This is a genomic window from Wolbachia endosymbiont (group A) of Crataerina pallida (genome assembly GCF_964028475.1).
In the GTDB taxonomy this organism is placed as follows: Bacteria; Pseudomonadota; Alphaproteobacteria; order Rickettsiales; family Anaplasmataceae; genus Wolbachia; species Wolbachia pipientis.
In genome coordinates this window covers 901,827-922,776 of record NZ_OZ034785.1, presented here as the reverse complement: position 1 = coordinate 922,776, position 20,950 = coordinate 901,827, and the positions used below count along the sequence as shown (strand labels likewise).

Annotated in this window: 14 protein-coding genes and 1 tRNA gene; 14 read left to right on the top strand and 1 reads right to left on the bottom strand. The window is 36.1% G+C overall.

Annotation, left to right across the window (positions count from 1 at the left end):
* The first annotated feature begins 24 nt into the window (after window positions 1-24).
* Window positions 25-2,028, top strand: a complete 2,004-nt coding sequence (locus ABWU55_RS04470) for a type IV secretory system conjugative DNA transfer family protein (RefSeq protein ID WP_077188467.1) — start codon at window positions 25-27, stop codon at window positions 2,026-2,028.
* 121 nt (window positions 2,029-2,149) lie between these two features.
* Entirely contained in the window at window positions 2,150-2,998 is an 849-nt protein-coding gene (locus tag ABWU55_RS04465) for a P44/Msp2 family outer membrane protein (protein WP_353286169.1), read from the top strand.
* A gap of 164 nt (window positions 2,999-3,162) precedes the next feature.
* Here the strand turns inward: ABWU55_RS04465 and prmC are convergent, their stop codons facing one another.
* Window positions 3,163-4,002, bottom strand: a complete 840-nt coding sequence (prmC, locus tag ABWU55_RS04460) for a peptide chain release factor N(5)-glutamine methyltransferase (RefSeq protein WP_010962305.1) — start codon at window positions 4,000-4,002, stop codon at window positions 3,163-3,165.
* A 1,043-nt stretch (window positions 4,003-5,045) separates the two neighbouring features.
* Here prmC and rpsL point away from each other — a divergent pair.
* The 12 genes from rpsL (at window position 5,046) to ABWU55_RS04400 (ending at window position 20,950) form a co-directional block, all read left to right on the top strand.
* Window positions 5,046-5,420: a 30S ribosomal protein S12 gene (gene rpsL, locus ABWU55_RS04455; RefSeq protein WP_006279787.1), complete on the top strand. Its 375-nt coding sequence runs from the start codon at window positions 5,046-5,048 to the stop codon at window positions 5,418-5,420.
* A 5-nt stretch (window positions 5,421-5,425) separates the two neighbouring features.
* The gene (rpsG, locus tag ABWU55_RS04450; protein WP_007549313.1) at window positions 5,426-5,905 is read left to right on the top strand and encodes a 30S ribosomal protein S7; all 480 of its coding nucleotides are present in this window, start codon (window positions 5,426-5,428) and stop codon (window positions 5,903-5,905) included.
* 21 nt (window positions 5,906-5,926) lie between these two features.
* A complete protein-coding gene (fusA, locus tag ABWU55_RS04445) occupies window positions 5,927-8,002 on the top strand; it encodes an elongation factor G (RefSeq protein WP_010962308.1) in 2,076 nt (691 codons plus the stop codon).
* A gap of 11 nt (window positions 8,003-8,013) precedes the next feature.
* Window positions 8,014-9,186, top strand: a complete 1,173-nt coding sequence (tuf, locus tag ABWU55_RS04440; RefSeq protein ID WP_010962309.1) for an elongation factor Tu — start codon at window positions 8,014-8,016, stop codon at window positions 9,184-9,186.
* 13 nt (window positions 9,187-9,199) lie between these two features.
* Window positions 9,200-9,272, top strand: a tRNA-Trp gene (locus ABWU55_RS04435).
* Window positions 9,273-9,291: 19 nt separating this feature from the next.
* Window positions 9,292-9,492 carry a preprotein translocase subunit SecE gene (gene secE, locus ABWU55_RS04430; protein WP_022626186.1) on the top strand — a complete coding sequence of 67 codons (201 nt, stop codon included), beginning with the start codon at window positions 9,292-9,294 and terminating at the stop codon, window positions 9,490-9,492.
* Window positions 9,482-10,318: a transcription termination/antitermination protein NusG gene (nusG, locus tag ABWU55_RS04425; protein WP_070356705.1), complete on the top strand. Its 837-nt coding sequence runs from the start codon at window positions 9,482-9,484 to the stop codon at window positions 10,316-10,318. The genes secE and nusG overlap by 11 nt, the downstream gene beginning before the upstream one ends.
* Window positions 10,319-10,320: 2 nt before the next feature.
* Entirely contained in the window at window positions 10,321-10,761 is a 441-nt protein-coding gene (locus ABWU55_RS04420) for a 50S ribosomal protein L11 (protein ID WP_006279541.1), read from the top strand.
* A gap of 4 nt (window positions 10,762-10,765) precedes the next feature.
* Entirely contained in the window at window positions 10,766-11,419 is a 654-nt protein-coding gene (gene rplA / locus ABWU55_RS04415) for a 50S ribosomal protein L1 (RefSeq protein WP_065094732.1), read from the top strand.
* A gap of 12 nt (window positions 11,420-11,431) precedes the next feature.
* Window positions 11,432-11,950 (top strand): 50S ribosomal protein L10, encoded by a 519-nt coding sequence (gene rplJ, locus ABWU55_RS04410; RefSeq protein WP_006279539.1) that lies wholly within the window; start codon window positions 11,432-11,434, stop codon window positions 11,948-11,950.
* A gap of 26 nt (window positions 11,951-11,976) precedes the next feature.
* Window positions 11,977-12,378, top strand: a complete 402-nt coding sequence (rplL, locus tag ABWU55_RS04405) for a 50S ribosomal protein L7/L12 (protein ID WP_007551887.1) — start codon at window positions 11,977-11,979, stop codon at window positions 12,376-12,378.
* Between the two features lie 58 nt (window positions 12,379-12,436).
* Window positions 12,437-20,950, top strand: coding sequence for a DNA-directed RNA polymerase subunit beta/beta' (locus tag ABWU55_RS04400; RefSeq protein WP_353286168.1), 8,514 nt, complete (start codon window positions 12,437-12,439; stop codon window positions 20,948-20,950).

Genomic DNA, 20,950 nt, shown 5'->3' with positions numbered 1-20,950 from the left:
ACATAAGTTAAGGAAGAGTAGTTTATGAGTAATGGAAATCACCTACGTAATATTCTCATAGGAGGTGTAGTAGCTTTTAGCGTACTTGAGTTTTGCTTCTATCTATCTGGTATATTGTTTGTTCTGTTTGCTGATGGTCCGGATGCTGTGGATTTTAAGGCAATTAATCCTAGTTTGACGCCTTTCCCTCAAGCTCTTTGGCCAACGATTTTTGATCATATACAATATTGTTGGCATCATCCAGAGTTATATAGCCTTGAGCTCAAAATCACATTAATTATATCTTCTGCACTGCCTATCATTGTTTTAATGATTATCTTATGGAATTTAAGAGAAAGGATAATTGAGTGGCGACCATTTAAAAAGAAGGAATCACTTCATGGAGATTCGCAGTGGGCATCAGAGAAAGACATACGAAAAGCAGGATTAAGAAGCAAAAAGGGATTATTGCTTGGTAAAGATAAAAGAGGATACTTCATTTCTGATGGGTTTCAGCATGCATTGTTATTTGCACCTACAGGTTCTGGTAAGGGTGTTGGCTTTGTAATTCCTAATTTATTATTTTGGACTGACTCGGTAATTGTACACGACATAAAATTAGAAAACTATGAAATAACAAGTGGTTGGCGAGAACGACAAGGACAAAAAGTATACGTATGGAATCCAGCGCAGCCAGATGGAATAAGTCACTGTTACAATCCATTACAATGGATTAGTGAAAAACCTGGGCAGATGGTTGACGATGTGCAGAAAATAGCTAACCTAATCATGCCTGAACAAGACTTTTGGCAGAATGAAGCAAGAAGCTTATTTGTTGGAGTGGTATTATACTTACTTGCTGCACCAGAGAAAGTTAAATCTTTTGGTGAAGTTGTGCGTACGATGCGTAGTGATGACGTGGTTTATAATCTTGCTGTTGCTCTTGATACAATGGGTAAAATACTACACCCTGTAGCATATATGAATATTGCAGCTTTTTTACAAAAAGCTGATAAAGAAAGGTCAGGTGTTGTATCAACCATGAACTCATCACTTGAATTGTGGGCAAACCCATTGATTGATACTGCAACTGCGTCAAGTGATTTTAATATTCTAGATTTTAAAAAGAAGAAAATTACAGTTTATGTTGGTTTAACTCCTGACAACTTGACTAGGCTCAGGCCTTTAATGCAGGTTTTTTACCAACAGGCAACTGAGTTTTTATGTAGAAAATTGCCATCGGATGACGAGCCTTATGGCGTATTGTTTTTAATGGATGAGTTTCCTACACTTGGAAAAATGGAGCAATTTCAAACAGGTATTGCATATTTTCGTGGTTATCGAGTTAGGTTATTCTTAATTGTTCAAGATACTGAGCAGCTCAAAGGAATATACGAAGAAGCAGGGATGAACTCCTTTTTGTCAAACTCGACTTACAGAATAACTTTTGCAGCCAATAATATTGAAACAGCTAATTTAATATCGCAACTTATAGGAAACAAAACTGTACAACAAGAATCGTTGAATAAGCCTAAATTTTTAGATTTAAATCCTGCTTCAAGGTCATTACATATCTCTGAAATACAGAGAGCATTGCTATTGCCTCAAGAAGTTATTATGTTGCCACGTGACGATCAGATAATTTTAATAGAGTCGACTTACCCAATTAAATCAAAGAAAATTTTGTACTACAGTGATACCACCTTCACAAGAAGGCTGCTCAAACAAACTCGTGTGCCTACACAAGAACCATATGACCCAAACAAAGTTCTTTCTGCCGCTGCGAGCAAAGATAAGGTTAATAACGAGGGGAATAATGTTCTTGAGGGACCTAATTCAGTTGATTATCCTGCTGAAACTAAAACCGAAGATGCAGTATATGATGAATCAGATGAATTTGCAGACGAAGATATTGATGATGAAGATATCGACGATAAGTTTGAAGATGATGACGAGGAAGATGAGGATAGGAGCGATGATGGGTTTGATGACGAAGAAGAGGAGGATGAATTTGAAGATGAGGATAAATTAAAAAATGACGAGAAGTAAGGTTAACTTTGCCTATTTTTAGCTCAGAAAAGTGCAAGTTATGCAAATAATTAGGTTTTTCATATTAAGCCATTTTTAATTAATTAGTATTAGATTAGCTATTTTAACTAGGGGAGTAGTAATGATTAGTAAAAAAACATTAGCGGTTACAGCATTTGCTTTATTGTTGTCACAACAATCTTTTGCAAGTGAAACAGAAGGGTTTTACTTTGGTAGTGGGTATTACGGTCAATATTTAAATAACACAAGCGTACTAAAAACAAGCACTACAGGTATCAAAAATTTGTCTATAAATGACAGGGGTGCTCAGAACACAGAAGGTCAGTCACTAAGTGAGTATAAAGGAGATTATAATCCACCTTTTGCTGCAAATGTGGCATTTGGTTACACAGGGGAATTGGGTAACAACAGCTATAGGGCTGAATTGGAAGGGATGTATTCTTCTGTAAAAGTGAATAATATTGGTTTAACAAGTAGCCAAATAACTGTTTCATACCTAAAGGAGACTGGTGAGGATCCTGATAAAGAAACTTATCTCTATAGTGCTGCAGTTAGTCATGACCAAATTGAGAACATATCTGTAATGGCAAATGTTTATCATCATTGGAAAAGTGACCGTTTCTCTTTTTCTCCTTACGTTGGTATTGGGATCGGTGCAACAAGAATGACGATGTTTGAAAAACCGTCAATAAGACCCGCAGGTCAATTAAAAGCTGGCTTTGACTATCGCATAAACGAAGATGTAAATATGCATATCGGATATAGAGGTTTTGGTGCTATTGGTAGCGATATTAAGCTTACAGCAAAAAGGTTAGGACAAGTGGTAGACGACCCTAATAATGATAAAAAAAAGAAGCTTAATCCTAGCTCAGGTAGCAAAGTAACTGAGGAAATAAATATAGGTAATCAACTATTTCACACACACGGTATAGAGGCTGGTCTTACTTTCCATTTTGCCAGCAAAGCTTAAACATGTTGCCCTTTAAAAAATGCATAAAACCGTTCCTGTCGTCCTATGGCTTGACCATAGGATCTAGTTAAATATAGATCCAAGTAGTCACGCTACTTGGATGACTAGGTAGAGGGTACTGGGATGATATAGGATAATATGGGATGAAGGCAAAAAAACATTAGCTATGTTCTTTTCACAACAATGCATCTCTTCATTCCCGCTAAGTCATATACATATTCCTGAAAAGCTAATTCGTATGAGGGGATTATTTTGTCAATATTGCTTTGATCTTCACCTATCTCCAATATCGCAAACCCATTTTTTTTAAGGCACTTTCTCAATATTGGAAAAATGCTCAAGTAACAGCTCAAACCATCAATACCACCATCAAGGGCAATTCTTGGTTCCTTTTGCACTTCAGCTTGCAAGTCTTTCAATTTGCTTCTTTTAATATATGGAGGATTACTGATTATAAGATCGAATGAACCTCTGCACTCTGTCCACGAACTTGGAAATATTTTGGCTCTGCTGAGAAGATCATGTTTTTTTGTGTTCTGATAGGCAACTTTATATGCTTCCAAGCTTTTTTCAAAACCGACGCCAACAGCATATTCATACTCACTAAGTACGGATATCAATAAACAACCTGTGCCTGTACCAAAATCTGCAATTTTTAGTTTCTGTTTTTTGTTTGGGTAATATTTTAACACTGCTAGGATTATTGTTTCACTATCTGGCCTTGGATCTAAAACATGCTGGTTAACTATAAAATTTTTACTCCAGAATTCACGATTACCTATTATTTGCGATATTGGATATCTTTCCGCTCTTTTTTTTGTTAATTTCCAAAATAAAAGTTCTTTCTCCATCGGCACTTGATCAGCATGGTTCACAATTATAAATGATCTTTCCACTCCAAGTACGTGCTGCATGATGATTTCACAATCTAAATGTGGTGATTCAACTTTATGTGACGATAATAACTCCGATCCTTCTTGAATTAAAGTGCTGATTGTTTTCATTATTCTAAAAATATGTTTCTTTCAGCCAAAAATAGCAAGATGAGCTTCCAGTTTAGGGTAGCTGCACTAAATCCCAGTGTCAAGCACGCAGCTGTACGAACATTGCAATTTGCAGATCCAAGTAGCTTGACTACTTGGATCCAGCTAAGTTGGTGAGCATAAAAGTATAGCTAATGCGAGCTTTACGTCATACCGTCACGGTATCTCTAGATTCCGCTAACACGTAGCGGGACGACGAGGTCAGGGTGTCATCCTAGTACCTTCTCCTGTCATCCCAGTGCCCAGACACTGAGATCCAGAAAAGTTTGCTTGTAAGCAAGCAAACTAGCACAGAAAGTGGTTACAACATTTTCGATGAGATTATATGGAAAACTGGATTCCAGTGTCAAGCACTGGAATGACACCTTCCTGCTCAGTTCATGTTGCCATAAATATTAAGAAATTTACCAAGCAAAAAAAAGGCAAAAGAAGCCCTAGTCATTGTCTATTTTCAGTATTGGCGTTTTTTAAGTCTTAAACACTGCAATTTAGCTGCTTTTAAATGCAACTCACCTTAGTTTAAATGTTTAAGAAATTTACTAAGCAGAAAAAAAGGCAAAAGATATCCCGTATTAGCTAGTTGTCACTCTCTAATCCTGCAAATTGGCGTACTATACTGTCTTAAACGCTTTATAAGCGCGTTTCAGCTTATATAGGTAAAAACCCAGAAATGTTGTGAAGACGTAAAGTGTGCATAGTGCAAAAAATTAAAAATAAGACGCCAATTACGTAATACTGTTGTCATTTAATCTGCACAGATTGAAGATAAATGAATACCTTCAGTACCATGATAATGGGGCTGGCGAAGGGTGTCAAGTAAGTTTTTTCGTTTCTACTGAATGACAGTTGTGGCTTGGGAGGTAGTGCAAGAAGTCTACTGATGGCTTTCAAGGCAGTTGAGCTTAATTATTAGAGTAGTAATGTTTATTTTTATATTGACTATTGAGGTTTATTATTTTATAACTAAAAACTTAGTTATTTTAATGAGCTTGAGTTTATAACATATGCCTACGATAAATCAATTAATACGTAAGGGTAGATTAGGATTGACCCATAAGAAAAAGGTACCAGCTTTGGGAGAAAGCAACCCTCAAAGGAGAGGTGTTTGCACTAAGGTGTATACTACAACTCCTAGAAAGCCTAACTCAGCACTCCGTAAAGTAGCCAGAGTAAAAATTAGTGGGTATGGTGAAGTGACGGCTTATATACCTGGTGAAGGTCATAATTTACAAGAACACTCTGTTGTTTTGATACGTGGTGGGCGGGTTAAAGATTTGCCAGGTGTGCGTTATCACATAATAAGAGGTGCCCTTGATCTGCGTGGTGTGCAAAATCGAAAGAAAGCTCGTTCAAAATATGGTGTAAAGAAATCTGGTTAAAGTTTATGGCTCGTCGGAATAAAGCAAAAAAAAGAGAAATAAGTCCTGATTCGCGTTACGGCAGTGTTTTGCTGATGCGTTTCATTAATACAATCATGAAATGTGGTAAAAAATCTACTGCAGAAAAGATTATCTATGACGCTTTGTCTTTAGCTGAAAAGAAAATAGGCGAAGGTGGGTTATCAATTTTTGAGACAGCAGTAGGAAATGTTACTCCTTCTATAGAAGTGCGTTCTCGACGCATTGGTGGTGCAACTTATCAAGTACCTGTTGAAGTTCGACAAGATAGAGCGGTTTCTTTAGCGTTAAGGTGGATTGCTAAAGCAACTTCTGCTGCTCGAAAAAAGAGTGGAAAAACCACTGTTGATTGTTTGCAATCTGAAATACTGGATGCTTATAATAAACGCGGTGGTGCGTTTAAGATGTGCGAAGAAAAATATAAAATGGCTGAAGCTAATAAGGCATTTTCTCATCTTCGTTTTTAATGTTAGCTAATTAATTGTGATATGGAAATTGGAATATCTAAATACAGAAATATAGGGATAATGGCTCACATAGATGCTGGTAAGACTACCACAACAGAGCGTATTTTATTTTATACTGGTAAGCAAAATAGAATTGGTGAAGTGCACGATGGTGCAGCTTCTATGGATTGGATGGAGCAGGAAAAAGAGCGTGGTATTACAATCACATCTGCTGCAACAACATGTTTTTGGAATGATCATAGGGTCAATATAATAGACACTCCTGGTCACGTTGATTTCACTATTGAAGTTGAGAGATCTTTAAGGGTTTTGGATGGTGCAGTTGCTGTATTTGATGGAGTTGCTGGAGTTGAACCTCAATCTGAGACAGTGTGGCGTCAAGCTGATAAATATAGCGTTCCTCGTATCTGCTTTGTTAATAAGATGGATAGAATAGGGGCAAATTTTTATCGATGTGTTGATATGATAAAGACGAAGCTTGGTGCAGCACCTTTAGTTATTCATTTACCAATAGGGAGTGAGAAAGATTTCAAAGGTATAATTGACCTTATTTCTATGAAAGCCATTATATGGCAAGAAGAAACGTTGGGCGCTAAATTTTCTTATGAAGATATTCCTTCTGATTTGCTTGATAAGGCTCAAGAATATCGAAATCTTTTATTAGATGCTGCAGCTGAGATGGATGATGAAGCGATGAATACTTACTTTGAGTCTAATGATCTGCCAGTGGATTTACTGAAAAAATGCGTGAGAAATGGGACCATTAAAGGAAAATTTGTTCCTGTGTTATGTGGATCAGCTTTTAAAAATAAAGGCGTACAACCACTTTTAGATGGTGTGGTTGACTTTTTACCTTCTCCTATTGATGTTGATGTAATTGTTGGAATTGATCCTAAAGATTCAGAAAAGAAAATTGAGGTCAAACCTTCAGAAAAAGAGAAATTTGTTGCTCTTGCATTTAAAGTGATGACGGATAAATTTGTAGGCAGCTTGACGTTTATCCGTATTTATTCTGGTAAATTAAAGTCTAAATCTACCGTTTCAAATGCGTTAAAAAACGAAACTGAAGGGATTGGCAGAATGTTACTTATGCATGCAAATAACCGAGAAGATATAACTGAGGCTAGGGCTGGAGATATAGTTGCTTTAGTTGGGCTAAAGAAAACAACCACCGGAGATACTTTATGTTCTGTTGATTTTCCTATATTATTGGAGCGTATGGAATTTCCTGAGCCTGTTATTGAAATTGCTGTAGAACCTAAAACCACTTCAGATCAGGAAAAATTAGGTATTGCTCTAAATAGGTTGGTTGCAGAAGATCCTTCTTTGAGAATGTCAGTAAATGCGGAAAGTGGCCAGACTATATTGAAAGGCATGGGTGAGCTCCATCTTGAGATTATTGTTGATAGAATGAAGCGCGAATTTAACGTTGAGGCTAACGTCGGTGCTCCTCAGGTTGCATATCGTGAAACTATCACTAAATCTGTTGAAATTGATTACACTCATAAAAAACAATCTGGTGGAGCTGGTCAGTTTGCTAAGGTTAAAATAAAATTTGAACCTCTTGAGCCTGGTTCTGGGTTTCAATTTGAAAGTAAAATTGTAGGTGGTGCTATTCCAAAAGAGTATATTCCTGGGGTAGAAAATGGCTTGGAGTTGATAAAAGAAGGTGGTATAATTTCGGGATTTCCGTTGATTGATTTTAAGGCTACCCTTCTTGATGGTGCTTTTCATGAGGTTGATTCTAGTCCTTTAGCTTTTGAACTTGCTGCTAAAGGTGCTTTTAAAGAGATGGCAAATAAAGCTGGTCCAAAAATGCTGGAGCCTATAATGAAAGTTGAAATCATTACTCCTGAAGAATATATGGGTGATGTTATGGGTGATATAAATAGTAGAAGAGGAAATGTTGCTGATATGCTCGATTTAGGTAATAATAGTAAAATAATTACTGCTTCGGTACCTCTTGCAAATATGTTTGGTTATATCAACGTTTTGCGTTCTATGTCTCAGGGAAGGGCGCAGTATAGTATGCATTTTTCTTGTTATGAGCAAGTGCCACAATATGTGGTTGATGAGTTAAAGTTAGAGTATAATTAAGGGTAATAATTATGACAGCAGTAGTGGAAGCATTTGGAAAGCCGCATGTAAATGTGGGAACAATAGGACATGTGGATCATGGGAAGACGACGTTAACAGCGGCGATAACGAAGCATTATGGAAATTTTGTAGCGTACGATCAGATAGATAAAGCGCCAGAAGAAAGGAAGAGGGGGATAACGATAGCAACAGCGCATGTTGAGTATCAGACGGAAAAAAGGCATTATGCACACGTTGATTGTCCTGGACACGCTGACTATGTAAAGAACATGATAGTAGGTGCAGCACAGATGGATGCGGCGATATTGGTAGTGTCGGGGGTTGATGGGCCAATGCCACAAACGAGAGAGCATATATTGCTGGCGAAGCAGGTAGGTGTTGGATATATCGTGGTGTATATAAATAAAGCTGATGTTGCTGATGCTGATATGATAGATTTAGTAGAAATGGAAGTGAGGGAATTACTGAGTAAATACGGATTTCCAGGGGATGAAGTGCCTGTGGTGGTTGGTTCAGCGCTCAAGGCGCTGGAGGATGACAGCAGCGAATATGGAAAGAAATCAATAGATAAATTGATGGAAAAGTTAGATGAATATGTAGCGGTTCCACCAAGGCCTGTGGATTTACCATTTTTATTGCCAATCGAAGATGTATTTTCGATATCGGGGCGAGGAACAGTGGTAACAGGAAGAATAGAGAAGGGAGAGATAAAGACGGGAGAAGAGATAGAGATAATAGGTCTGAAAGCGACGCAAAAGACGATATGCACAGGTGTTGAGATGTTTAAGAAGTTGCTGGATAAGGGAAGTGCAGGACTCAATGTAGGAATATTGTTAAGAGGAACAAAAAGAGAAGAAGTGGAGAGAGGGCAAGTATTAGCGAAACCGGGGACGATAACACCGCATAGAAAGTTTAAGGCGGAGGTTTATATATTAAAGAAAGAGGAAGGAGGAAGGCATACACCATTTTTTGCGAATTACCAGCCACAGTTTTATTTAAGGACAACGGATGTAACTGGGAGCATAAAATTGCTAGATGGGAAGGAGATGGTAATGCCAGGAGATAATGTGAGTGTAGAAGTAGAATTGCAAGTACCGATAGCAATGGATAAGGGATTGCGTTTTGCGATAAGAGAAGGCGGTAGAACTGTTGGTTCTGGTGTTGTTTCTGAAATTTTGGAGTGAGAGTTTGAGTTATAGGAGTGTAGCTCAATTGGTAGAGCGCTGGTCTCCAAAACCAGAGGTTGTAGGTTCAATTCCTATCGCTCCTGCATTAATGTTGTGGTGGAAATGTTAAAAAGTTTGTGTGGTTTTTTCTGTGATATAAAGCAAGAAATACGAAGAATTGCTTGGGTAAAGAAACAGGAGGTGTTGTCATCTCTATTTGTTGTAATGATTGTTATATTATGCTTTTCGATTTTCTTCTGTTTTGTGGATTTTATGTCTCTTTACGTAATTAAGGCTTTATTTGGAATTATTTATGGAATGTGAATATAAATGGTATATCATTAAAGTTGATTATGGATATGAGCAAAACATACGCGAATTGGTAAGTAATGCTGTTTATTTTAAGGAAGTGTTTATTCCTTATCAAACGGTATGTAATTCAAAGTCTGATATAAAAGAATTATGTGAAGTGTATGTATATATGCATCTGTGTGATGAAAGCAAAAATATTTTGAATCAAACGCCTGGATTCTGCAGTGGCGAATCTGGTGATTTTGAGATGATTTCAGATGATGAGATAAGTTTAAAGTGTAAAGAATTTAATAGATATAAATGGTATATCTTGAGAGTTGCTTCCAATTGTGAAGAGAAAGTGCGCCAACATATATTGGAAAATTCTATGAGATTGGGTGTTAATGATTACTTTAAGGAAGTTTTTATTCCATATGAAGAGCTAAGTGAAGTAGAGTTGAAATCTAAGAAAATTGCTACACGAAGGAAATGCTTTCCTGGTTATGTCTTTTTATACGTGAATTTATGCGATGAAGTATTGAATTTTATCAATAATATACCAAAATCTCTTAAGGTTTATGGATTTTTGAAAAACGGTAATATTCCAAAGGTGATTTTGGATGATGAGATTCACTCAATGTGTAATGCACTTTATAATGCTCAAGAGACAAAGAAGTTAGGTTATGGTTATGAAAAAGGTGAAAAAGTGAAAATTAATGATGGTCTTTTTCAAAATTTTACTGGTAAGGTAAATATGGTAAACGATGAGAAAAAAATTATTAATGTGGAAGTATCGATTTTAGGTAAGCCGACAATAATAGAGCTTGATCTGGCTCAAGTAGAGAAAATAGAGGATTAATTATGAGTGTTATAGTTGCTAAGATTAACTTACTTATGGAAGCTGGGAAAGCAGTTCCAGGACCGAAAATTGCTTCAGTACTTGGTCCACGTGGTATACCTGTTCCTAAGTTTTGTGAAGCTTTTAATAAAGTTACTAGTGCTGCTAACGCTAATTATAAAGTAGGCGATTTAGTAACAGTGCGAATTTCCATAAAGGATGATCGCTCTCATGATTTTACTGTCAGCGGTCCGCCTGTGGCTTATTTACTTAAGCAGGAGGCTAAATTAAGTAAAAGTTCTGGTAATCCTGGTAAAGAATTAGTGGCTAAATTACCTATGTCTGCTATAATTAAAGTAGCAAAGTGCAAGATGGTTGATATGAAAGTGGATAATGAAGATTCAGCAGTGAAAATGGTTGTAGGCACTGCAAAATCTATGGGTATAGAAGTTGTGGAAGGTTAGGTAAATGAATACATATAATGATAATCCTAAGCAGTGTTTGAAGAAGATTGTTGAGTCTGCTTCAGCAAAATTTAATGAATCAGTTGATATTGCGGTCAATTTAGGCGTAGATTCACGTAAATCTGAAGAGCAGGTGCGTGGTACAGTAGTTTTGCCTAAAGGTATCGGGAAGAATATTAAAGTAGCTGTTTTCGCTCAAGATAAACATTTATTAGAAGCTGAAAAAGCTGGTGCTGATATTGCAGGAGGAGAGGATTTAGTTGAAGAAATAAAAAAAGGTAGAAAGTTAGATGTTGATTGGTGCATTACTACTCCTGATTTTATGGCAAAAATCACTCCTATTGCAAAAGTATTGGGTGCTAAAGGGCTGATGCCTAACCCTAAATTTGGTACTGTGACTTCTAACATTGCAGAAGCTATTAAAACCATTAAGTCTGGTCAGGTAAAATTTAGAACAGATAAAAATGGTGTTATTCATGGTAAATTAGGAAATATTAAATTTGATATTGATGACTTGCTAGAAAATTTAAAAGCCTTTCTTAAAGTAATTAAAGATAATAAACCTATTTCTGCGAAAGGAATTTACTTTAAGGGTGTTTTTTTAAATTCAACTATGGGTAAAGCTTATAAGATAGGCAAAGTGGAAGATATAATTTAAGGGAGTGATACCGTGAAGCGTAAAGATAAGGATGAATTTATACAGAGCACAATAAACGTATTTGTAAATAATGATTTCTTGATATTAGTAAATTTTAAATCTATAAATGCTAATGATTCATTAACTCTGAGGAATAGTCTGAAGTCTATAGCAGGTGGGGTATTAGTAGTTAAAAACACTCTAGCGCGCTTGGCTTTGGAAAGGACTGGTAAATTCTCTTATTTATCAGGCAAATTTTCCGGTCCTGTTGCTATTATATACTCTAGTGGCATAGTAGAAGCTGCAAAATTAATAGTTGATTTTACTAATGCTAACAAAGAAAAAATGTCTGTGATTTGCGCAGCTCATTTAAATGAATTGTTAACAGTGGAAGATGTTAATAAACTGGCTAAGTTGCCTTCTCTGGATGAATTGCGTGTTAAAATTATGCGTTTAATATCTTATGATATTCCTGCTCGGTTAGCGTTGTCTATTAATTCATCTTCTATGAGGCTTATGAGAGTTTTGGATTATTATAGTTCTAAAAAATAAATTTGTTGTTAAGTAAGGTGGTAATTATGAGTAATGTAACAAGTGATTTGGTTGATAAAATATTATCTTTAAACCTATTAGAGGCTTCTGAACTTGTAAAAGTTTTAGAAGAGAAAATAGGGTTGCCTGCTGGTTCTTTTCTTGGTGGAGCTGTTGGTGCTGGGGCGCCTATTGGTGATAATGCTGCTGCTCCTGCTGCTCAAGAAAAAGCTGAGTATAAAGTTGTGATTAAAGAAATTGATGCGAGTAAAAAAATAGGAGTTATTAAAGCTGTGAGAGAGGTTAATTCTACATTGGGTTTAAAAGAAGCAAAAGAGTTGGTTGAATCTTTACCTAAAGATTTGACTGCTAATGTTCCTAAAGACGAAGCAGAAAAAATCAAGCAAAAACTTATTGAAGCAGGAGCAACTAAAGTGGAGCTTGAATAATATTTAATGTATTAATTTTATATTGATATAGCTCTTTTAATTAGTTTGGGGTATTTTAATGGTTGATTCTTCTTATATGTACGCTTCTGGTGCTTTTGTTCCTAGAGTTTCTTATTCTAGGTCGATTGATTTAAAAGATTCTTTATTGGATTTGGTTAAGGTTCAAAAAGAATCATATGATTCTTTTACTCCTAAGAATAAGGGTAATGAAAGACTTGAAGTTATCTTTCATACAATCTTTCCAATAAATGATCCTTTGCGTAGGGCTACTATTGAGTTTATAAGTTGTAGGGTAGATGATCCTAAGTATGATGAATCTGAGTGTATAAAGCGTGGTGTAACTTTTTCTGCTCAGGTTATTGCTTCTATACGTCTTGTTGTTATGCAGGATGGTATTTCTCTTGATGAATATAAATCGATTAAAGAGAGTGGAGATCATTCTAAACTTGCAACCGTTGTAAAATCTATAGAAGAGCAGAAAGTCCACTTTTGTGGGTTGCCTATGATGACTGATAAGGGCACTTTCATCATTAATGGTGTGGAAAAAGTTATCGTCTCACAAATGCATAGGTCTCCTGGTGTATTTTTTGATAGCGATAAGGGAAAAACTTACAATTCTGGTAAATTGATCTATTCTGCTAGAATTATTCCTTATAGGGGTTCTTGGCTTGATATTGAATTTGATGTTAAAGACCATTTGTATTTTCGTGTTGATAGAAAAAGAAAATTGCCAATTTCAGTTTTATTAAAGGCGTTGGGTCTATCAAATAATGATATACTCGATAGATTTTATGAGAAAATAAAGTATGTAAAACATAAAGATGGTTGGAAAGTGCCTTTTGTTCCTGATAAATTTAAAGGAGTGAGGCTGCCTTTCGACTTAATGGATATTGAAGGTAATGTGCTGCTTAAAGCTAACGTTCGTATTACCTCAAGACTAGCTAAAAAGCTATATGATAATGAATTGAAAGAGTATCTGGTTCCGTTTAATTCTATATGTGGTTTATTCCTCGCAGAAGATTTAATGGATAGTGCTAGCTCTACGAAAATTTTATCTGCTGGTGAATCTATAAAGCTGGAAGACATAAAGAAGCTTGAGTTATTATCTGTAGATGAAATATCAGTGTTGAACATAGATAATTTGTTTGTTGGACCTTATATATTAAATACGCTTTTCTTAGATGAAAACATGTCTTATCAGGATGCACTATATGAAATATATAGAGTTTTGCGTCCTGGTGAAGTTCCTGTTTTAGAGATAGTAGAAGAGTTTTTCCGTAATCTTTTCTTCAGTCCGGAATATTATGATTTGTCTAACATTGGTAGGTTGAAGCTTAACTCTTACCTTGGATTAAATTATGATGAGGATTTAACTGTTTTAACGCATGAAGATATTATTGAAATTGTGAAAAAAATAGTATTGTTACGTGACGGTCAAGGATCTGTAGATGATATTGATCATTTAGGAAACAGAAGAGTAAGATCAGTTGGAGAGTTTATAGAAAATCAATTTAGAACTGGGTTGTTGAAATTGGAACGCGCAATAGTTGATTCTATGTCCACTTCTAGTTTAGATAAAGTTTCTCCATCTGATTTTATTAATCCAAAAGTGTTAACTAATGTCTTAAGAGATTTCTTCAATTCTTCTCAATTATCTCAATTTATGGATCAGACTAATCCGTTATCTGAAATAACACATAAAAGAAGGTTATCCGCGTTAGGTCCTGGCGGTTTAACAAGAGAACGGGCAGGATTTGAGGTGCGTGATGTTCATCCAACTCATTATGGAAGAATTTGCCCTATTGAGACTCCTGAAGGGCAAAATATAGGGTTAATCAACAGCTTAGCTATATACGCGCGTATTAATAAATATGGTTTCATTGAAAGCCCTTATAGAAAAGTAGTCAATAGGGTTGTTACTGATCAAATTGAGTATCTTTCTGCTATAGACGAAGGCTCACATCATATAGCTGACACTAGCGTAAAGCTTGATGAAAATAATTGCTTTGTTGATGACATGCTATACTGTAGATATGCTGGTAGCTTCGTCATGGTAAGTAGCGACCAAGTTAGTTACATTGACGTATCTCCTAAGCAGGTAATATCAGTTGCAGCTTCCTTGATTCCATTTTTAGAAAATGATGATGCTAATAGAGCATTAATGGGCTCAAATATGCAACGTCAGGCCGTACCTTTATTGAAGCCTACCGCTCCTCTGGTTGCTACTGGTATGGAGTCTTTTGTAGCTTCTGGCTCTGGTGCTGTAGTTTTAGCAAAACGCGATGGCATAGTTGATAGTTCTGATAGTAACTCTATAGTTATACGTGCTTTTGATAAAGAAAGGGTTAACTACTTGGACGTAGATATTTATCATCTAAGGAAATTTCAGCGTTCTAACCATAATACTTGTATTAATCAAAGACCGCTAGTGTGCGTAGGTGATTATGTTAAAAAGGGTGATGTAATAGCTGATGGTCCTGCAATTAACAGTGGTGAGTTGGCGCTTGGTAAAAATTTGCTAGTCGCTTTTATGTCTTGGCAAGGTTATAATTTTGAAGACTCTATTATTATTTCTAGTGAAGTTGTTAAAAAAGATCTCTTTACTTCTATTCATATAGAAGAATTTGACTGTGTTGTACATGATACCCCTTTAGGATCAGAAAAAATAACTCGTGCTATACCTGGTGTTAATGAAGAAAATCTATATCACTTGGATGATAGTGGTATAGTGAAAATTGGTACAAGAGTTGTTCCAGGCTATATTCTGGTAGGTAAAGTTACACCTAAACCTTCTCTTTCATTGCCTCCTGAAACGAAGTTATTAATGACAATTTTTGGTGAAAAGTCATTCGATTGTGCGGATTCCTCTTTATATACATCTCCAGATGTTGAAGGGACAGTAATTGATGTACAAGTCTTTACACGCAGGGGGGTTGAAGAAAATGAAAGGGCATTACTCATCAAACAAAAAGAGATAAATGACTTTGAGGAAGAGCGAGATTATATAATCAATGTTACTAGTGAATATTTCTATGATGAACTGAAGAAACTTCTTATTAATTCTGGTTCTCAAGATCGAGAAAAATTTGACTCTATTGAACGTGAGCAATGGTGGGGTATAGGATTAAAAAACCAATCCATTTCTGAGCAAGTTAAGAGCTTAAAAAAAGATTTTGATGAAAAAGTATCACATGCAATAGCACAGTTTAAGCGAAAAGTAGAAAAATTACATGAAGGTTATGACCTGCCTCAAGGTGTGTCGATGTCAGTAAAAGTTTTCATTGCTGTGAAACATAGTCTGCAACCAGGGGATAAAATGGCTGGTAGACATGGAAATAAAGGTGTGATTTCTCGAGTTGTGCCAGTGGAAGATATGCCTTATTTGGAAGATGGTACTCCTGTTGATATTATTCTTAACCCTCTTGGTGTTCCTTCACGAATGAATGTAGGGCAAATACTGGAAACGCATGTAGGTTGGGCTTGTAGAAAATTAGGGGAAAAGGTAAGTAATATTCTCGATGAGATCAATAAGATCAAAAGTGCTTTTTGCAAGGGAATTAGGTCCCTTAACGATGATAATTTTACACAATTTGCAGTAGCATACCTTGATAATAAAAAAATTGAAAATATTGATGATGATGAAATAACGGCTTCTGTTTTAAATACACCTAATAAGAATGCACTAAATGACGAGTTGAATGAGTTAGTAGAGAACTATTTGAACTCTTGTAAAAGTTCATACAGCAATTTACGTAACTTCCTGATTGAGGTTTATAGCTATGGCAGTAACGTATCTATCTGTAATGATATTCGTAATATTAGTGATAATAATCTCATTGAATTTGCACGCAAATTACGTGATGGCGTTCCTGTTGCTGCACCTGTATTTGAGGGTCCAAAAGATGAACAAATAGCAAAATTATTTGAACTTGCTGGTTTAGATAACTCTGGACAAGCTGTATTATATGACGGTTGCAGTGGTGAAAAATTCGACCGCAAGGTTACAGTTGGTTACATGTACATGCTTAAGTTGCACCACTTGGTTGATGGTAAAATTCATGCGCGTTCAGTAGGGCCTTATAGTTTGGTTACTCAACAACCTCTTGGAGGAAAATCTCATTTTGGTGGTCAGCGTTTTGGTGAAATGGAATGTTGGGCATTACAAGCCTATGGTGCTGCTTATACTTTGCAGGAAATGTTAACTGTGAAGTCTGATGATATTAATGGTAGAGTTAAGATTTATGAATCGATAATAAAAGGTGACAGTAATTTTGAATGTGGAATTCCTGAATCCTTTAATGTGATGATAAAAGAACTACGTTCTTTATGTTTAAATGTAGATTTAAAGCAAAATGATGTAGTGATTGAAGATATATCTCACACTAACATTGCACAACCTTTTAATGAGGTTAGCATATCGATTGCTAGCCCTGAAAGTATTAAGCGTATATCTTGTGGTGAGATAGAAGATGTTTCAACTGCAAATTATCGTACGTTCAAAGTTGAGAAAGGTGGATTATTTTGCCCTAAGGTTTTTGGCCCTGTCAATGACGATGAATGTTTATGTGGAAAATACAAAAAAAGAAGACACAGAGGTCGCATATGCGAAAAATGCGGAGTAGAAGTTACATCTTCTAAAGTAAGAAGAGAAAGGATGGGTCATATAGAGCTTGCATCTCCTGTTGCTCATATATGGTTTTTGAAATCGCTTCCTTCAAGAATTGGAGCATTATTGGATATGTCTCTCAGAGATATTGAGAATATTTTATATAGCGATAATTATATCGTAATAGATCCTCTTGTTTCGCCTTTTGAAAAAGGTGAGATTATTAGTGAAAAAGCTTATAATGAAGCTAAAGATAGCTATGGGATCGATAGTTTTGTAGCTATGCAAGGTGTTGAAGCTATAAGAGAGTTGCTAACGCGCCTTGATTTACATGAAATTAGGAAGGATTTAAGACTAGAATTAGAATCTGTTGCTTCTGAGATAAGAAGAAAGAAAATTATAAAGAGATTGCGTATTGTTGAAAACTTCATTAAATCTGGAAATAGGCCTGAGTGGATGATACTTACAACTATACCTATTTTACCACCTGATTTGCGTCCTTTGGTATCGCTTGAGAGTGGTCGTCCTGCAGTTTCTGATCTGAATCATCATTATAGGACTATTATTAATAGAAATAACAGGTTGAGGAAATTGTTGAGCTTAAATCCTCCTGAGATTATGATTCGTAATGAAAAAAGGATGTTACAAGAAGCAGTTGATTCTCTTTTTGATAATAGTCGTCGTAATACTTTGGTAAATAAAGCTGGTGCTGTTGGATATAAAAAGTCCATTAGTGATATGTTAAAAGGAAAACAGGGTCGTTTTCGCCAGAACCTCTTAGGAAAAAGGGTAGACTACTCTGGACGTTCTGTAATAGTTGTTGGTCCAACTTTGAAACTAAATCAGTGTGGATTACCAAAAAGAATGGCTCTTGAACTATTCAAACCTTTTGTTTACTCAAAGCTTAAGATGTATGGTATGGCTCCAACTATTAAGTTTGCTAGTAAGTTGATAAGAGCAGAAAAACCAGAAGTTTGGGATATGCTTGAAGAGGTAATAAAAGAGCATCCTGTTTTGTTGAATAGAGCGCCTACGCTACATAGACTTGGTATTCAGGCTTTTGAGCCAATCCTTATTGAAGGCAAAGCAATACAGCTTCATCCGCTTGTCTGTACGGCGTTTAATGCTGATTTTGATGGTGATCAAATGGCAGTGCATGTGCCAATTTCATTGGAAGCTCAGCTTGAAGCTAGGGTGTTGATGATGTCCACTAATAACGTTTTAAGTCCTTCTAATGGCAGACCGATTATAGTTCCTAGTAAAGATATAGTACTTGGTATATATTATCTGACTTTACAAGAACCTAAGGAAGATAATTTACCATCTTTTGGTGCTTTTTGTGAAGTTGAGCATTCCTTGAGTGATGGTACTTTACGTATTCATTCTAGTATAAAGTATAGGATGGAGTATATTAATAGCAGCGGTGAAACTCACTATAAAACTGTTTGTACAACTCCTGGCCGTTTAATATTATGGCAAATTTTTCCTAAGCATGAGAATCTAGGCTTCGATCTAATAAATCAGATATTAACAGTCAAGGAAATAACTGGTATAGTTGATTTGGTATATCGTAACTGTGGTCAAAGTGCTACAGTGGCATTTTCTGATAAATTAATGGTACTTGGCTTTGAGTATGCCACATTTTCTGGTGTCTCTTTTGGTCGTTGTGATATGGTTATACCTGAAACTAAAGCTACACATGTTGATCACGCGAGGGGTGAAATTAAGAAATTCTCTATGCAATATCAAGATGGGCTAATAACTAGAAGTGAGAGGTATAACAAGGTTATAGATGAATGGTCTAAGTGTACGGATATGATAGCTAATGATATGTTAAAAGCAATATCTATATATGATGGAAATAGTAAGTACAACTCAGTGTATATGATGGTTAACTCTGGTGCAAGGGGTTCTACTTCACAGATGAAACAGCTAGCAGGAATGCGAGGGCTCATGACCAAACCTTCTGGTGAGATTATAGAAACACCTATAATTTCTAATTTCCGTGAAGGATTGAACGTATTTGAATACTTTAATTCTACTCACGGTGCGCGTAAAGGTTTAGCTGACACTGCACTTAAAACTGCAAACTCTGGATACTTAACTCGTCGTTTAGTTGATGTATCTCAAAATTGCATAGTTACAAAGCATGACTGTAAAACAAAAAATGGTCTTGTTGTGAGAGCTACAGTTGAAGGAAGTACTATAGTTGCATCTCTAGAGAGTGTTGTGCTGGGTAGAACAGCTGCAAATGATATATATAACCCAGTGACAAAAGAATTATTAGTAAAAGCAGGGGAATTAATTGATGAGGATAAAGTAAAGCAAATCAGCATTGCAGGTCTTGATGTTGTAAAAATTAGATCGCCTTTAACTTGTGAAATAAGTCCTGGTGTATGTTCTTTATGTTATGGAAGAGACCTTGCAACTGGTAAAATTGTTTCAATAGGTGAAGCAGTTGGTGTTATAGCTGCTCAATCTGTTGGAGAGCCAGGTACTCAGTTAACGATGCGTACTTTTCATATAGGTGGAGTAATGACTAGAGGCGTTGAATCCTCGAATATTATAGCTTCTATTAATGCTAAAATAAAGTTAAACAATAGTAATATAATTATAGATAGAAACGGAAATAAAATTGTGATAAGCCGTTCCTGTGAAGTCGTGTTGATTGATAGCCTTGGTAGTGAGAAGTTGAAGCACAGTGTACCTTACGGCGCTAAGCTTTATGTAGATGAGAGTGGGTCAGTAAAAATTGGCGATAAAGTTGCGGAATGGGATCCTTATACATTGCCTATTATCACGGAGAAGACTGGTACAGTGTCTTATCAGGACTTAAAAGATGGAATTTCGATCACTGAAGTGATGGATGAATCTACAGGAATATCAAGCAAAGTAGTAAAAGACTGGAAATTGCATTCTGGTGGAGCTAATTTACGTCCTCGTATTGTGCTGCTTGACGATAATGGTAAAGTAATGACACTCGCAAGTGGCGTTGAAGCATGTTATTTTATACCAATCGGTGCAGTGCTCAATGTACAAGATGGCCAGAAGGTTTATGCAGGTGATGTTATTACAAGAACACCAAGAGAGTCAGTTAAAACTCGTGATATTACTGGTGGTTTACCGAGGGTTATAGAGTTATTTGAAGCACGTCGTCCTAAAGAGCATGCTATTGTTAGTGAGATAGATGGCTATGTAGCGTTTTCTGAAAAAGACCGTAGAGGAAAACGCAGTATATTAATTAAACCTGTAGATGAACAAATTTCTCCAGTTGAATATTTGGTATCAAGAAGTAAGCATGTAATAGTCAATGAAGGTGATTTTGTACGTAAAGGTGATCTATTGATGGATGGTGACCCTGATCTCCATGATATTTTACGTGTGCTTGGGTTAGAAGCTTTAGCGCACTATATGATTTCTGAAATACAGCAAGTTTATAGATTGCAGGGTGTTCGTATAGACAATAAGCATTTAGAGGTGATCTTAAAACAAATGCTACAAAAAGTGGAAATTACTGATCCTGGTGATACTATGTACTTGGTTGGCGAAAGCATTGACAAGCTGGAAGTTGATAGGGAAAATGATGCTATGAGTAACTCTGGCAAACGGCCTACTCATTATCTTCCTATTCTGCAGGGGATTACTAGGGCAAGTCTTGAAACTAGCTCCTTTATTTCTGCTGCCTCTTTCCAAGAGACAACAAAAGTACTTACAGAAGCAGCATTCTGCGGGAAGAGTGATCCTTTAAGTGGATTAAAAGAAAATGTTATAGTAGGAAGATTAATTCCTGCTGGTACAGGTTTGATTATGAATAAGATCAGAGCACTTTCACTTTGTGATAATGTGGATAAATATGAAAAATATTTTGATATTGAAACTTATGACGAGGAATGGTTGATGGATAATGGTTGTCATTTACACTCTGGTGAGGAAGAGAGCGTAGTGGCATACGATCAGTCGAATTGA